This window comes from Paenibacillus sp. FSL K6-1217 (assembly GCF_045040735.1).
Taxonomy (GTDB): Bacteria; Bacillota; Bacilli; order Paenibacillales; family Paenibacillaceae; genus Paenibacillus_AQ.
The window spans coordinates 2,858,685-2,875,497 of sequence record NZ_CP150271.1 but is presented as its reverse complement, the minus strand read 5'-3'; the positions used below and the strand labels follow the sequence as shown (position 1 = coordinate 2,875,497).

The window sequence follows — 16,813 nt, the reverse complement described above, 5'->3', positions numbered from 1 at the left end:
GCTGTTTTTCTATAGATAAGCCATAGCAGCAAGGGCGTGTTACAATATAGGACGGTGATTATAAATGAGAGAAAATATATATTTGCAGATTTATACGGAGTACAGCAGCCGCATCCAATCAGGCCAGCTCGTGCCCGGGACCAAGCTGCCTTCTGAGAGTGAGCTGGCGGAGGCATACAAGACATCGCGGGAGACGGTGCGCAAGGCGCTGAATCTCTTGTTCCGCGAGGGCTATATCAACAAAATCAAAGGCAGGGGTTCCTTCGTGCTGGATAGAACGCGGATGGATTTTCCCGTAACCGGGCTGATCTCCTTCCAGGAGCTGTCCGGGACGCTCGGGGCTCCTTCGCGGACCCTGGTAGAGGAGACGGTCCTGGAGCCGGCTGGCTCCCTGATCGCCCGACAACTGCATATCGCTGAAGAGACTCCGGTATGGAAGGTGATCCGCGCCAGAGAGATTGAAGAGGAGCGGATTATTCTGGACAAGGATTATTTCCGGTCAGACATTGTGCCCTTCCTTAGTAAGGAGATCGCAGCAGGCTCTATTTACGAATATTTGGAGACAGAGCTGGATCTTAAGATCAGTTATGCGAAAAAGCTGATTTCCGTTGAGCCCGCGACCGGCGAGGATCAGCGTCTGCTGGATCTGAAGCAATACCAGCATATTGTCGTGGTGCGGAACTATGTGTATTTGGAGAACACGGAGCTGTTTCAATACACCGAGTCCAGGCACCGGCTGGACAAATTTCAGTTCGTCGAGTTCGCCAGGAGGATGAGGCGGCAATGAAATAAGGCATTTCACCTAATATAGAGCGTTCACGATTAAATCGTTCGCTCTATTTTTTTGGACTTTTGTGTCCCTCATCGACACTATTCGTGGTTTTGTCAGAATTTTGTCAGTGTCATCTGGTTAAATGTGTATGAACCTGCAATTCAATTATGAAGAATGGAGAGTGGACAATGAAGCGCAACAAGCTGCTGGCCATGTTAATCATTCCTACTATGCTGTTGTCAATGTTTCCTGCAGCCCCTAAATCGGTGTATGCAGAAACGGCAGATTGGGGAGCGAGAGCTGCATATGGCGGGGAAGGCGGAACAGAGCTTTTCCTGGGAGGCAAATACATAGAGCTGGGGATCAGCAACTGGGGGAACTTCGGTACGACGGGCAATAAGCCCGCTAACTTCCGTGGTACGAATTCAAGACCGAATCTGGGGATGAGTGCCGATCATGACGGCTATGGCACGGGCAAAGACCTGCCGGTCGATTATTATTTGCCGGGCACACCTGAAGAACGTTTCGCGGTTGGCTACGAGAGCGGCGGAAATACATATGCGAAGTCTAATTCAGCGCTGATGAACGCCAAGGATATGCCTACTAGAGTTGTAAATACCTCGCTGACGGATAAAGGGACGCTAAGTGCGACTACAGTATCTACTTGGGCCGGCAAGATGGAGATCAAGCAGGTGATCAGCTTCAAGGAAGACCAGAAGTTCTACCGCAATGAAGTAACCATCACCAATCTTACGGGCAAAAAATGGGACGGGGCGCGGTATATGCGTACCATGGACCCGGATAATACTGTAGATCAGGGAGGTGCCTTTGTAACCTCCAATATGGTGACTCACACCATTGAAGAAGATGGTGCCGCCGTAGTTAGAGCGAATACCACCGGGAATAATGATCCGCTCTACAAGGCTTTCAACTCGAGAGCGCCGATCTTCTTCTATTCCAGCAATCCGCGGGCGAAGGCTTCAGTCTTTGGATTCAGCAATTCCAACCCCTATGCCGAAGAGGCTTATGACGAACCGACTGCCAAGAACCTTGAAGTAGTAAGGGATGCTGGGATCACCATCACCTGGGATTCCGGTGCGATGGCTGCCCGTGAGAGCAAGAAATTCACGTATTACACGAGTCTGGATGAGAGGGATTTCAGTGAAGTCATCTCGGAGATCGAGCTGGATGAGGAAGACAGTACCGATCTGACAGAGGCCAAAGCTAACGACGGTATGGTTACCGGCAATCAGATGGTCAATATTGTCGGGGCCACTCTTGCCGATCCGATTGATCCAAGTCACATCCGTGTTAATAACCTGCCGGAAGGGCTTGACTTCGATGTCACCCGGCTGAGTGATACTGAGCTTAACTTCACGCTAAAGGGTGCTGCCGTTAACCACGCCAAGGACGCGACCACGAACAATCTATCCGTTACGGTGGATAAGGAGAACCTGATCGGGAACACTTCCGGTCTGACGACCAAGACCTTCAGCGTAACCTTCAGAGACCCTGCGGTGCTCAGCCTGAATAAAGGCATTGTATCCGAGGCCGTCTACGGCTCTGGTGAGATCTCCGAGACGCTGGGCGTGACGCTGACTGGCGGTAAATTCGCCGCACCGATCAATGCGGAAGATGTGCAGGTGCATGGTCTGCCCGCTGGTCTCGGTACGAGCGTGACCAGAGTCTCCGACACCGGGCTGGAGCTCAAATTCACCGGTGCGGCTACAGTGACCAGTGATGTCTACGGCGCTTATGTAACCGTGGCTTCCGGCAAGCTGACAGGAGCACCGGCCGATCTGAGCACAAATACCTTCAAGTTCGATTTCATGGACAAAGAGCCCTATCTGACGGTCAAGTCACCGCTGCTCTATGAGTCTGAACTGAACGACGGTTCCATTGAAGGAGCACTTGTCCTGGAGCTGAAGAACGGATCTTTCGATGATTCAGTGATCGAGGCCATTGAAGCGGTGAATTGGCCGCCGGGCTTGACGCCGGGTAAGGTTACCCTGGATAGTGCGAATCAGATTACGGTAGCTTTTGCCGGCCAGGCGGCCAGCCATAAGCCCGCTGACAGCGTGGACCGGGCAGCAGTTACGGTGGCAGGCATTCCTTCGGGAACCTTCGCCATCCTGTTCCGCTCTCCTCCGGCAGCGATTGCGGTGTCTCCTGACGTGATTCACGATGCAGGCGACGGGACAGCGGCAGAGAAGCTGACGGTTACCCTGCGTAACGGTGCATTCACCGAAGAGGTTGCCGGCGGCGTTCATGTCAACAATCTGCCGGAAGGCCTCGACTACACTGTAGTGCGGATCAGCGACACTGTGCTGGAGATCCAGCTCACCGGAGAAGCAGCCGGCAAGCTTGAGGCATCAGCCTTTGCTTCAGTGACAGTAGATCCGTCCATCCTTGTTGACGGCGTGAAGCCGGTGACCTCGAATAACTTTGATGTGCAGCTTCCGGGCACGGTCTCTCTGGTGAACCGCGATGCGGCAGCTATCACCTGGGATACGATCCGGCAGGAGAATGTGGTGCAGAAGTCTGTTGTGTCAGAGCTGTTGCTACCGGAGACAGGTGCACTCGGCAGCAAGATTACCTGGACCTCCAGCAACGAGGCTGTGATTAAGCCGGACGGGACTGTTGTCCGCCCTGTCTTTGCAGCAGGAGATCAGGAGGTTACGCTGACCGCTGTGCTGAAGAACGGGGAGTCGGAGCAGACCAAGACCTTCGTGCTGGTAGTCAAAAAACTGGCCGGAACCGACAAACAATCGGTTGCCGAAGATACAGACCTGCTGACCTGGGATACGATCCGCGAAGAGAATGTCAGCCAGGAATCAGTGACCTCCGATGTATACTTACCGGCGGCTGGCGAGAATGGCAGCAAGATTACCTGGACTTCGTCCGATGAACGGGTCATTACGCCGGATGGCAAGCTTCAGCCGCCTTCCTACCTGGATGGAGACCGCACCGTAACACTGACGGCGGTTATCACCAAGGGGGATGTAACAGAGACGAAAGAATTCGTACTCACCGTAGTCAAGCATCCGCTGACGGATGAAGAGTCGGTGAAGGAGAGCCTCGAAGCGCTGACCTGGGATATGATCCGGGCGGGCAATGAGACACCGGAGCAGGTGAAGACGAAGCTGGACCTGATTACACAAGGCCGCTATGACAGCAAGATTACCTGGACCTCCACGGAGCCGTCCGTAGTGGGCACAGAGGGTACAGTGAACCGTCCAGGCTCTGGTGAAGGGGACCGTAAGGTAACCCTTACTGCAACCATTACTAAAGGCAATGTCACCGTGACCAAAGAGTTCGCTGTAACAGTCAAGGCGAAGCGTGAGGGCCTTGATGCCCAGCTTGATGAAGCTGCCGAGCTCCTGGCGATCGGGTATCAGGGACAGGATACGGCGAAGAGCGTAATGCAAGCCATCACGCTGATCTCGAAGGGCTTCTACGATTCCGAGGTCGTATGGACAAGCCACCGCAGCGATATTGTCAGCAGCACAGGCGAAGTTCAGCGTCCGCTGAAGGATACCGTAGTCCGGTTGACGGCGCGTGTGGCGAAGGAAGGTTTTTTCCGGGAGAAGGATTTCTACATTACAGTTAAAGGAACCAGCCCGGTTAATCTTCCTCAGGATGAGCTGAATATTCAAGTGACTTATGCTCCGGGAGATTCAGAGGAGTCGGTGACCAAGAATGTGTTCCTGCCGAAGACGGGAGAGACCGGATCTGTACTGACCTGGACCTCCAGTAATCCGGATGTACTCACGAATACCGGACGCGTGAAGCGGCCGGGACCGGATGAGCAGGATGTGACGGTGGAGCTTAGCGTGAAGCTGGCCGATCCTGACCGTCCGGGCGAGACTCTGGTCAAGACCTTCACGATTGTTGTCAGAAAGCTCAGCGACCAGGAAGCCGCAGAGGATGCGGCAAGAAGCACCGGAATCAATACGGCGGCTACCTTCGCACCGGGGGATACGTGGGAGAGTGTTACTGAGGCCTTCGTTCTGCTGCAGACCGGCAAACACGATACCAAGATCACCTGGACCTCCAGTGAAGCTTCGGTCATCGCAGTCCAGCAGAATGCGGCTGAGGCCAAGGGCAATGTAACCCTTTCGGCCCAGGATACGAATGTCATTCTGACCGCAACCTTCACCCGCGGCGGCAAGAGTGCCGTCAAGAATTATCTGCTGATCGTTAAGGCCAAAGGCGTGACCAAGGATGGCGCTGTTCGTCAGCCAACCTCCCGACAGGCTGGCCTGTCTACTCCGAATGACGGCAGCCCGCTTGAGCAGGGCGTAACGATTCTTAGAACGAACCTGTCGAACGGAACGAAGATTGACACCATTGTAATAGATGAGGATGAGATGTATAACCTGGTGGAAGGCGTGAATCCGAATGACCCGGATGCAGCCAACCGGAAGGTCACCATCAACCATATGGACGATTCCGCTGCACAGGCAGATGAGATTGCGGTGGAGATTCCCTCCGGCGCGGTATCTGTTCTGGCCGGACGCAATGCTTCGCTGGATATTGTCACAGCACTGGGTTCGATCCGTCTGGATGCAGCCAGCCTGAAGCAGCTTGAAGCGACGGCTACAGATCTGTACTTCCGTATTGTACCGGTTAAGAATACACTGGAGCAGATTAACGTCCAGAGCAATGCCATCCTGAACGGCGTCTCCAAGCTGTCACTGACCAGTGACAAGACGCTTCAGAACCTTGGAATGCCACGGGAGATTGAGACGAACTACAGCAAGATCAATACGCTGGTTCAGCTTCCTGTATCAGAGTTCGCGGATCAGATCCCGCTGCAAAGCTCAGGCGCACGTGATGCCTTCCTGGACAGCTTGCGGGTATACGTTGAACACAGCGACGGCGAGATTGCCGTCTATACTCCAGCAATTGTGTATAATTCCAGCGGCGAGCCTGTAGCGCTGGAGATTCAGATTAACAAATTCAGCACCTTCCAGATTGTGCGGATTGCAGACAAGAGTCCTGAGCCTGCGCCGGCCGCGACACCTAAGCCGACCGCAACACCTGCTCCGCAAGCTGGCGTTCCGGCACGCAGTGCAGAGCTTACTGCCGGCAGCCTGAAGGACCTGCAGAATAAAGGCGGCGAGATCGTAGTCGAATCTGATCTGGGTACGGCCACTCTGTCTGCCGCAGGTCTGAATCTGACAGAGATCAGCAAGCAGTTCGGTCTTACGAATGTAAATACGGATGACATCGTCATCTATGCTGAACTGGCCGCATCTGCTCCTGGCAGCCTGGACGCCTTCAAGCTTGCCGCCGGCAAGCAGAATGTACAGCCCGGCAGCCTGCTTGCGAACTTCTCCGTTAAGGCGAAGTATCAAGAGCAGACTGTAACAGTAAACAACCACGGCTGGGTGAAATACACGCTGCCGGTACAGGCAGATATGAAGATTACAACCGGCGTACTCTACCGGGATGGTGAAATCTATCATCAGCCGACTTATGTAACCATCAAAGACGGACGTTACTACGCTACGATTAACAGTCTGGAGAACGGCGATTTCGGTCTGATCTGGAATCCGCTTGAATTCCCGGATGTGGCGAAGCACTGGAGCAAGCCGGATGTGAATGACATGGGCTCAAGACTGGTGGTCAGCGGCACGAAGGCAGATGTCTTTGAACCGCAGCGGAATATCACCCGGGTAGAATTCACAGCGATGCTGGCCAGAGCGCTCGGTATTGTGACGCATGGGGAGCAGCCGGTTACATTCAGCGATGTCTCCGCAGGCGGATGGTACGGACTGGAGCTGCAGCTTGCCGTGGAGAACGGCCTGATCACCGGATATCCGGACGGAACGTTCAGACCAGGCAACAACATCTCCAGACAGGAAGCGATGGCGATTGCCAGCAGAGCGATGAGCATCACAGAGCTGAAGTCTTCGCGAAGCGAAGAGCAGGTTCAGCAGCTGCTGAAGTCCTTCGCCGATTCCGCATCGGTAGCGGGCTGGGCGGTTGCCAATGTGAAGCTGAATCTGTCGGCCGGCATTATTCAGGGCAGAGACGAGCAGCGTCTTGCGCCGAACGAGAATATTACCCGCGCCGAAGCATCGGCTGCGATCCGTAGATTGCTGATTCAATCGAATCTGATCAATCCGTAAGTACAAGCATGGCATAAGTACTGTATAAGCAATACCGGGGCCGTCCCTCAAGTCAGATTATGGCTGGGGGGCGGCTTTTTGACCTGGGGAGAAGGTCTGTACAAAGTTTGCGGCCTGTTTGCTGTCTGTTTACCGCCTGTTTACTTCCGGTTTCTATAATCGGGTTGTCAGTAGAGATTTCATGACCAGCCCATAGACGCGCAGAAAGGAAATGATATTATGCAGCAGGAACCGGTTGTACAGTTCCGGGAGGCAACGAAGCGAATCCGCCGGCGGATGCTTGTGAACAGCCTGTCTTTTGATATTCCGGCCGGGGAGGTATTTGGCTTCCTGGGTCCCAACGGTGCAGGCAAAACAACCACCATCCGCATGATGGTCGGGCTGATTAAGATCAGCCAGGGGGATATTCTGATTAAAGGCCACAGTATCCGAAGTCAGTTCAAACAGGCGATCCGGCATGTCGGCGCAATTGTGGAGAACCCGGATTTGTACAAATATCTGACAGGACTTCAGAATCTCCGGCACTATGCCCGGATGGTTCCCGGCGTTACGGCTGCCCGGATTGACGAGATGGTGAGGCTTGTAGGACTGCAGGAGCGGATCGGCGACAAAGTGGGGACCTATTCTCTCGGAATGAGACAGCGGCTGGGCATCGCCCAGGCCCTGCTGCACCGGCCTTCGCTGCTTATTCTGGATGAGCCTACCAACGGGCTTGACCCCGCAGGGATTCATGAACTGCGTAATTATCTCAAAAAGCTGGCGCATGAAGAAGGTGTTGCCGTCTTCGTATCCAGCCATCTGCTGTCCGAAATGGAGCTGATGTGTGACCGGGTGGGCGTGCTCCAGCATGGACAGCTGCTCCGGATTCAGAACATGGACGAGTTTGTCCATGCTCAGGGAAGCGCCCGTGTCTGTGTGACGGTCGAGCCATCGCAGTCCGGAGAGGCTGCTAGGCTCCTGGCGGGGCTGAATAAAGAGACTTTGCCGTTGCAGCAGCCCGGGCAATTGCTCATTCCTGCATCGAGAGAAGAAATTCCGGCGATCAATCAGCTTCTGATGCAGGCGGGCATTGCCATATACAGTATTCAAGTGCAGGAGCAGACGCTGGAGGATAAATTCCTGGAGATTACGGAGGAGAACAAATGACAGGGTTAATTGCGAATGAGAGTATGAAAATATACAGCCGGAAATTGACCTGGATTCTGCTTGGACTACTCTTTGTCATCACAGCCTGTGCTGCTGTTCTGGGTAAAGAGAGCCAGCCGAATCAGGCCGATTGGCGTGCCGATACCACCAAGCTTATCCAGAAATATGAAGAGCGTCTGCGGATTACGGAGCTGTCGCCTACCCTGCGGGCCGATGCGGAGAATAAACTTAAGATTGCCGAATACCGTCTGGATCACGGGCTGCCCGCTCCTGCCGCTAACCCCTGGTCAGCTCTGCTCAATGCGTCCGGCTTAATTGAAATGGTCATTGTGCTGGTCATCATCATTGCTGCGGATATTGTGGCTGGAGAGTATACGGGCGGGACGATGAAGCTGCTGCTGATCCGCCCGCACAGCCGTTCCGCCGTTCTTTTTTCCAAGTATATTTCTGTGTCTCTGCTCGCACTAGTGATGCTGGTACTAATGGTGGGTACGGGATATGCTGTGAATGCTCTGTTCTATGGACCTGGCCGCATTCATGCAACAGACTTGTTCCTGAACCAGCAAGGACAGGTGGTCCAGCGTAATCTCCCGCTGCAGGTTATCAAAATGTACGGTCTAAGCCTGTTTCCTGTCATGGGCTATGTCACTCTTGCGTTCACCATATCGGTCATTCTGCGCAGCAGCGCCCTGGCAATTGGCATCTCGCTGTTTCTGATGATTGCCGGCAATGCGATGATTGAGGCAACAGCGAAGCTGGCATGGCTGAAATATCTGCCTTTTGCAAACAGCGATGTCAGCCTGTATATCTATCATCTTCCGGCCAGACCGGAGATGACGCTTGCCTTTTCGCTGACGGTGTTACTAATATATATCATTGGCCTGTTAGTCATTAGCTGGAGCGTCTTCCGCAGACGTGACGTGTCGATATAATAGCAGAGAAAGGAGGGGCCCGCTGTGCGTCCGCAAAAAATTCTGATCGTAGATGATGAGCCCGGCATTATCAAAATGCTGGAAACGATCCTGCGCAAGGAAGGGTATACGGTCATCGGCAGTGCTGCAACAGGACAGGAGGCCCTGGACCAAATCGCCCGGCATCACTACGACCTGATTGTTCTCGATGTGATGTTACCCGATACCGACGGCTTCCAATTGTGCCGCAGCATCCGTGAGCATACGGCGGTCCCCATTCTGTTCCTTACCGCCCGTTCGGGTGATCTGGATAAATTGACCGGACTCGGAATCGGGGGCGATGATTATATTACGAAGCCGTTTAATCCGCTGGAGGTGGCGGCCCGCATCCATGTGCAGTTCAGAAGGCAGGAGCAATATCAGACGGCGGCTGCAGCGTCACCGGAGGTCTACCGCTTCGGCTCTCTTGTCATCGATAAGAAAGCTGCCCAGTTATGGGTGAACGGAGCGGAAATCACTTGTCCGGCCAAGGAATTCGAGCTGCTCGTGTTCATGGCGGACAACCCCAACCAGATTTTTACCGCAGGGCAATTGTATGAGCGGGTATGGGGGTATGACAGCAACGGAGACGAGAAGACGGTGGCGATTCATATCATGCGGCTGCGTAAAAAGATCGAACAGGATGCCAGGCAGCCCGCGCTGATCGTTACGTTAAGGGGCATTGGCTACAAGTTCGTTCCTCCCAGAGCGGGGCAGGGTGAGCCGGGATGAGAGTGAATTTAACAAATGGCCGGCTGGTCGTCCGCTTTACCTTGAATTTCATTGTGCACCAGCTCCTGCTGTTCCTGGCCGTCTCCCTGCCGGCGGTGTTCTATATTGTTGTGCTGAAGCAGCCGGACCGGCTGTTCACCGTGAATTTGACCACAGGGGTCATGATAGCCTTTTACCTGCTGTATTGTTTGTTCTATGGCTATTATGTGGCCCGGCCGATGGCGGATATTCTGGTGATGATCCGTAAGTTGTCGAGCGGGGAGTATCCGGCTATTCGCGGGAAAAGACGCAGGTCCTCCCCCTCCAGCCGCCTGTACAGGGAGGTCTACGCCAATCTGGAATCCTTGTCGCTCACCTTGCAGGAGAATGAACGTAAACGGCAGGAGTTCGAGCAGCAGAGGCAGGATTGGGCGGCGGGGGTCACGCATGATCTCAAGACTCCTTTATCTTATATCTCCGGTTATACGGACATGCTTCTATCGGATGAACACGAATGGAGCAGCGGGGAGCGTCAGGAATTCCTGCGTTTGATCCGCGAGAAGTCCGCTTATATGGAGGAACTGATTCATGATCTTGGCCTTGCGTTCCAGATGGACCGGCCCAGCGGCTACAAGCTGTCCTCACAGCCTGTCGAGCTGGTGGAGCTGATCCGCAGAACGGTGGCGGAAGCCGCGAATATGCCGCTGAATAAGGAAAGTGTGTTTGAACTAACAGGCGGAGAAGAACCCCTCTATGTTATGGGAGATGCCGGACTGCTGCAGAGAGCCTTGTCCAATCTGTTCGTCAATGCGGTTGTTCATAACCCTGCAGAGACATCTGTCCATGTAGATATTCAGCGGACTCCGCATGTCCAGATCCGGATCACAGACAATGGCCGGGGCATGGATGAGCAGCGTGCTGCCCGTCTGTTCGACCGCTACTACCGGGGGACTTCAACGGATACCCCTACTGGCAGTACAGGACTAGGGATGGCGATTGTGAAGCAGATCATTACCGCCCATCAAGGGAACATTGCTGTCCATAGCGTTGCAGGCCAAGGCACTACGGTTACCGTTCAATTGCCTCATATATTGGGTGTTGGTGAAGATTCTCCAGATCAATAGCCAGTGATAAACTCAGCAAAAAATGTCCACCCGCGTTAACAAAATGGCGAGCAAACGGTGCTTATTTCCAGTACAATCGGATGTATGCGGGAATTGTACATTTTTTCGGGGGAAGTTCTTTAGTCTGCGCATAGGAAAGTTTAATCCGGGCTTGTACAATAGCACTAGCGATTGTAAACGCTTGCTTTCATTCCAGAGGAGGGTATGATGCATTCTATGACTATGCGGAATCCCGTGATTGCCGGGTATTATCCGGACCCCAGTGTGGTCCGTGTGAATGAAGATTTCTATCTGATTAACAGTACCTTTGAATATTTTCCGGGTGTTCCTATCTTCCACAGCAGGGATCTGATCCACTGGACTCCGATTGGGCATGTGCTGACCCGCCAGTCCCAGCTGGATCTGCGGACCACCAAGAGCTCGTCCGGCATCTACGCCGCCACCATCCGCTATCATGACGGGCGTTTCTACATGATTACCACCGATGTGCGGGGCATCGGCAATTTCTATGTGACTGCGGACAAGCCCGAAGGTCCCTGGTCTGATCCGATTCTGCTGCCCCATGGGGGAATCGACCCGTCCCTGTTCTTCGATGATGACGGGCGCGCCTATGTCACGGTGCAGAAGGGTGCAGGCTATGAATCGCATATTATCCAGTATGAGATTGATCCGGTGTCGGGCGAAGTGCTGTCGGAACCGGTCAACATCTGGAGCGGCGATGACGGCCCGTGGGTCGAAGGCCCGCATCTGTACAAAATCAAGGGCGTCTACTACCTGATGACCGCCTCCGGCGGCACGGCGGGTGACCACCGGGAGATTATTGCCCGCAGCAGCAACCCATACGGCCCGTTCGAGGACAAGCCGGAGCCGATCCTGACTCACCGGGGCCTGAAGGACCATCCGGTACAATGTCTTGGACATGCGGATCTCGTGGAGGATGCGTCCGGGCAGTGGTGGGCGGTCTTCCTGGGCATGCGCCCGGTGGAAGGGCGGTATTCCCCGCTGGGCCGGGAGACCTTCCTGGCACCGGTCACCTGGACGGAGGACGGCTGGCCGATGATTGACAATAATGAAGGGACCGTCATTGCGGCTGACGAATCCAGCCTGGATGACCAGGTGCTGCGATTTACGCCAGGGGACGGCTTCGGGCCGGAATGGGCATTCCTCCGCGCGTATGAAGCGGAGCGTTATTCCTGGACCGAGCGTGAAGGCAGCCTGACTGTGCGCGGAAATGCCTACACACTGGACGATGAGGCGCCCGCCGTGTTCGCGTGCCTCCGCCAGCAGCATCACCGGATGGAGATGGGTGTCAGCCTTAACTTCACGCCGGTAACTGAAGGCGAGCATGCGGGACTGGCTGCGCGGCTGAACAACCGGGGCTATCTTAGCTGGGGACTTACTTGCCGCAGCAGCCGCCGGGTGATGGAGCTTGTAGTGAAGAATGGTGAGGAGCGGCAGGTTCACCAGTACGAGGTAAGCGGTCAAGGCCCCGTGCAGCTTCGCCTCCGCTGCGATGGCCATTACTACCTCTGCTCCTACTCGGCGGATGGCGTGTCCTGGCATGAAGTCCCGGAGAAGGTTCATGTATCGGTCCTGTCCCCGGAAATCAACGGCGGCTTCACTGGCGTCTGTCTCGGCATTCACGCCTCAGGCAACGGTACAGAGGATGCCAGCCCTGCTTACTATGAAGGATTCTATTATTCCAATACCAAAGGAGATGCCTTATGAAACAGCAGCAACCACCTAAGCCTAATCAACCGATCGTGACTCACATCTATACGGCGGACCCGTCCGCCCATGTCTACGAAGGCAAAATCTATATCTATCCTTCCCACGATCTCGATCATGACGAACCGAGCAATGATAACGGCGACCAGTACAAGATGGAAGACTATCATGTCCTCTCGATGGACAACTTCGACTCCCCTGTGGTCGATCACGGCGAAGCGTTGCATGTGAGAGATATTCCATGGGCTTCCAAGCAGCTCTGGGCACCAGACGCAGCGTACAAGAATAACACCTACTATCTATTCTTCCCGGCCCGTGACCATGACGGCATCTTCCGCCTGGGTGTGGCAACTTCGGAGTCGCCGGCCGGCCCGTTCACCCCGCAGCCGAATTATATGGAAGGCAGCTTCAGTATTGACCCGGCCGTACTGGTGGATGACGACAACCAGTCGTATATCTACTTCGGCGGGCTCTGGGGCGGCCAGCTGGAGAAGTGGCAGACCGGCAGCTTCGTAGCCGATGCAGAAGGACCGGCTGCCGACCAGCCGGCGCTTGGGCCGCAAGTTGCGCTGCTTAGCGATGATATGCTGTCCTTCCAGGGCAAGCCTGCCGAGATCTCGATTGTGGATGAAGAGGGGAACCCGATTCTGGCCGGGGATGAGGAACGCAGATATTTTGAAGGCCCATGGATGCACAAATATAACGGCGATTACTACCTGTCCTATTCGACAGGAACCACGCATAAGCTCGTGTACGCGATCGGCAAGAACCCGATGGGACCGTTCACGTTCAAGGGCGAGATTCTCTCTCCGGTTATCGGTTGGACGACTCACCACTCCATTGTACAAGTGGAAGACAAGTGGTATCTGTTCTACCACGACAGCTCCTTGTCGGAAGGCGTCAACCACAAGCGCTGCGTGAAGTATACCGAACTGAAATACAATGCCGACGGTACGATCCAGAAGATCAATCCTTATCCGGATGCGGAGTAAGCTGCGGATAGATTGGCAAAGTAAATAGTGTTACAAGAATAGGCGTGAATAAGGAACATAGGTTGAAACATGAGGCAGCTCTTAACGGGGCTGCTTTTTGGCGTGAATAAGCACGCAGAAACAAATCCGCATCACCTTCCCGGGTCTATCTCACTGCACTTTTCTTTAATTTGACCAGCGAATCTTTAATTTAGCTTCTATTAGTCCTCTTAGGTGCTGCTATATAGTAACCTTGATCACTATCATCCAGAAGGAAGATTCAGCCGGTTTTTATGAATGCGTTCTCATGAATTCGTAGAATGAGGAGAGTGAACAATGGTAGCTACATTCCGAACACACAGAACTCGTAAGCTGACTTCAGCGGTATTAGGTGCGGCATTGCTGGTGACCCTGCTGCCGCAGACGGCAATGGCCGGAGACACCTGGCCGTTCAAAGGTGAAAGCGCGCACGGGGCCAATCAGCCGAGTGTACATGGCTATACCAGCCAGCACATTGCGGACTGGAGTCCGCAGACCGATCAGGATGCGGCACTGCTGCGCTCCCGGGTCCCCTTGCAGCAGCGTATTGCACCTTTCCAGCAGACCCAGGCCAATCCGGCGCTGAATCCGGCGGTGCAGATGATGAATGTTGCGGGCGATTACGGCAATGCTTTTATCGAGAATGCCCCGTACACCAACAAATTCGCCCAGTATCACTTCAACTTCTGGCAGTACATTGACTACTATTCCTACTGGCATGGAACAGCCACAGCGTATACACCGCCGGAATATTACGATGATCTGGCCCAGTCCGACTGGCAGCAGAAATGGTTCGAGTTCGGCATGCTGAATATTCCGAATCCGACCTATACCGATGCCGCGCACAAGAATGGGGTTATGTCACTGGCCGGGGTGTTCTTCTCGAACAATGACCGGGGACAGCAGACGTATAAGCAGATGATTGTGAAGGATGCGAACGGGAAGTTCCCGGTCGCTGAGAAAATGATTGAAATGGCCGAATATTTCGGCTATGACGGGTATTTCCTGAATCAGGAGGAGCAGAACCCGAATGTGGCGACAGCGGATATTCCGGATTATATTGCTTTTATGAAAGCGCTACAGGAAGGCGGGCTGTATGTTCAATGGTATGATTCACTGAATACTGCCACGGGGTCCAACACCTTCGCCAGAACGTTTAATAACAATAATATTTCCATGCTCTACGATAAAACGGCCCACAAACCGGTCTCGAATTCGTATTTCTTCGATTATGGCATGGGCAGCACGCAGATCACCGCTGCGGCGAATTACTTGAATGCCTTCAACGCAGCCCAGGGAACGAGCTTCGATCTCTTTGAGACCGGCTTTGCCGGACTTGAAGCCGGGCGCGACCGCTTCAAGAGCGAGCAGGGCTCGGCCCTGAGCAGCAAGCTGGCCGGAGGGATTCCACGGCTCAGCCTGGCGACGCTGGGCGCTGACTTTGTCCATGCCGGTCTGGATGAGGATATGAATAAGTCCTGGCCTGTCGCGAACCGGTCGGATAACAAGTACCAATGGATGACGAACCTGCGCGAGCAGCTATGGTGGTCAGGGCCGCAGGTGAATCCGAAGAACACAGCGGTATCTTCCAATAATACGGTAGCCGATGTGTATGCGGATAACCGTTATTGGCCGGGGATTGCTTCGGTCATTGCGGAGCGCTCGGTGGTGAAGGATTCCAACTTCTATACGAGCTTCAATACCGGCCACGGCCTCGCCTATTTCAAGGACGGAGCAGTATCGAGCGGGGCGGAGTGGTCCAATATGAGCCTCCAGGATGTTCCGGTCACCTGGCAGTGGTGGCAGGACACTACAGGCAACCGCCTGAAGGTGGACTTCGATTATGGCCCGGGTTATGATCAGACCGCCAATTCACGCATGAATTATCAGCAGCTTGGCGGCTATAACGGCGGCAGTTCGCTGGCAGTGAGCGGAAATCTGAATAGCGAGAACTTCCTGCGCCTCTACAAGAGCGATCTCGCAGTGAAGGGGAGTTCCAAGCTGTCCATCGCCTACAACAAGCCGTCTGCTGACGACAACTCTGTGTTGAGTGCGGGAATAATCTTCAGTGATCAGCCTTCTCAGGTCGTCAAGGTTCCTGTGGCCAACAGCGGCAAGCATACAACAGGCTGGACCACCGCCGAGCTTAATCTTGGCGCCTATGCAGGACGGGAGATCGCAGCCTTCGGCCTTGTGTTCACCCCCGGGTCCAGTGCAATTACGAATTACCAGATGAATATCGGCCAGCTGCGGATTCATGACGGGACAGCGGTCAGACCTTCGGCACCTGCTGGTCTCTCTATCGCTCAGGCGCTGCCAGGCACGAATGAGATGATCGTGAAGTGGAGCATGGACACCGATTATTCCAAGGTGAAGCAATATAATGTATATGTGAATGATATCTATATGGGCGGGAAATATGATGAGACCTTCTATATCAAGCAGCTTCCGGCCAAATCCGGCGTCCTGAAGGTAGTTGCTGTCGGAGCCGATGGACTGGAGGGCGATGCGGCTACGCTGTCCTTCGACCTGAATGCTGCGGTATCCAAGGTTACCGCCGAGTCCGCTGCGAATGGAGATTTTCTGGTGAAATGGATGAATCCCGCCGCAGCTCAGGGCACTATCAAGGTTACGGTGAAGTCGGTCAACTGGATTACTACGCCGCAGCCGTTGTCGAGGGAATTGACCGTGCCGCAGGGCAGCACATCCGCGCTGTTCCAGAATATGCCTGTGAACGGAGACGAATATACGGTTACCGTTCAGGTAGGAAATACCGATAAAATAACCTATAACGGAAGGTTCACCGACAAGGTGTCCGAGCCTTATGCAGAAAATTGGTCGTGGAACGGCAATACGCTGAACCTGCCGATGCCGGCTACCCGCGACTGGCGGTATATGTACATTAATGAAGACGGCCAGAACCGGTCATTCCCGGTCACCTATCTGTCCGGTGCTGCGGGCATGAAGCCGATGATTATCCGCGGCCGTACGACCAAAGCCAGTCTTAGCTTCACCTCAACCGCAGCAGTAGTTACAGTGGTCATGGAGGATTACAGCGGCAACAAGTCACAGCCTGTATATCTTAGAGGCCATTAATGTTCAGTAACGGGGAATAGGTATTGCCAATTCTGCACAACATACACCAAGCGCTCACCCTCTGGCAAATTTAGCAGGGGGGAGCGCTTCTTGTGTATCCCGGCTAGCTGTGCCTGCAAGGCTACTAATCATGTAAGGA

At 54.1% G+C, this 16,813-nt stretch carries 9 protein-coding genes; all 9 read left to right on the top strand.

Annotated features, from left to right (window positions below):
- Positions 1 to 64: 64 nt before the first annotated feature.
- The 9 genes from treR to MHH28_RS12770 all read left to right on the top strand — a co-directional run bounded on the left by treR (position 65) and on the right by MHH28_RS12770 (position 16,674).
- Entirely contained in the window at positions 65 to 787 is a 723-nt protein-coding gene (treR, locus tag MHH28_RS12810; protein WP_405115434.1) for a trehalose operon repressor, read from the top strand.
- A 173-nt stretch (positions 788 to 960) separates the two neighbouring features.
- Positions 961 to 6,909 carry an immunoglobulin-like domain-containing protein gene (locus MHH28_RS12805; RefSeq protein ID WP_405115432.1) on the top strand — a complete coding sequence of 1,983 codons (5,949 nt, stop codon included), beginning with the start codon at positions 961 to 963 and terminating at the stop codon, positions 6,907 to 6,909.
- Between the two features lie 219 nt (positions 6,910 to 7,128).
- Positions 7,129 to 8,055 carry an ABC transporter ATP-binding protein gene (locus tag MHH28_RS12800; protein ID WP_405115430.1) on the top strand — a complete coding sequence of 309 codons (927 nt, stop codon included), beginning with the start codon at positions 7,129 to 7,131 and terminating at the stop codon, positions 8,053 to 8,055.
- Positions 8,052 to 8,987 (top strand): ABC transporter permease, encoded by a 936-nt coding sequence (locus MHH28_RS12795; RefSeq protein ID WP_405115427.1) that lies wholly within the window; start codon positions 8,052 to 8,054, stop codon positions 8,985 to 8,987. Before MHH28_RS12800 ends, MHH28_RS12795 begins: the two co-directional genes overlap by 4 nt.
- 24 nt (positions 8,988 to 9,011) lie before the next feature.
- The gene (locus MHH28_RS12790; RefSeq protein ID WP_405115425.1) at positions 9,012 to 9,737 is read left to right on the top strand and encodes a response regulator transcription factor; all 726 of its coding nucleotides are present in this window, start codon (positions 9,012 to 9,014) and stop codon (positions 9,735 to 9,737) included.
- Entirely contained in the window at positions 9,734 to 10,840 is a 1,107-nt protein-coding gene (locus tag MHH28_RS12785; RefSeq protein WP_405115424.1) for a sensor histidine kinase, read from the top strand. Before MHH28_RS12790 ends, MHH28_RS12785 begins: the two co-directional genes overlap by 4 nt.
- Before the next feature lie 216 nt (positions 10,841 to 11,056).
- Positions 11,057 to 12,568, top strand: coding sequence for a glycoside hydrolase family 43 protein (locus MHH28_RS12780; protein ID WP_405115422.1), 1,512 nt, complete (start codon positions 11,057 to 11,059; stop codon positions 12,566 to 12,568).
- The gene (locus MHH28_RS12775; protein WP_405115420.1) at positions 12,565 to 13,560 is read left to right on the top strand and encodes a glycoside hydrolase family 43 protein; all 996 of its coding nucleotides are present in this window, start codon (positions 12,565 to 12,567) and stop codon (positions 13,558 to 13,560) included. The genes MHH28_RS12780 and MHH28_RS12775 overlap by 4 nt, the downstream gene beginning before the upstream one ends.
- A 315-nt stretch (positions 13,561 to 13,875) precedes the next feature.
- The gene (locus MHH28_RS12770; protein WP_405115417.1) at positions 13,876 to 16,674 is read left to right on the top strand and encodes an endo-beta-N-acetylglucosaminidase; all 2,799 of its coding nucleotides are present in this window, start codon (positions 13,876 to 13,878) and stop codon (positions 16,672 to 16,674) included.
- Positions 16,675 to 16,813 lie beyond the last annotated feature (139 nt).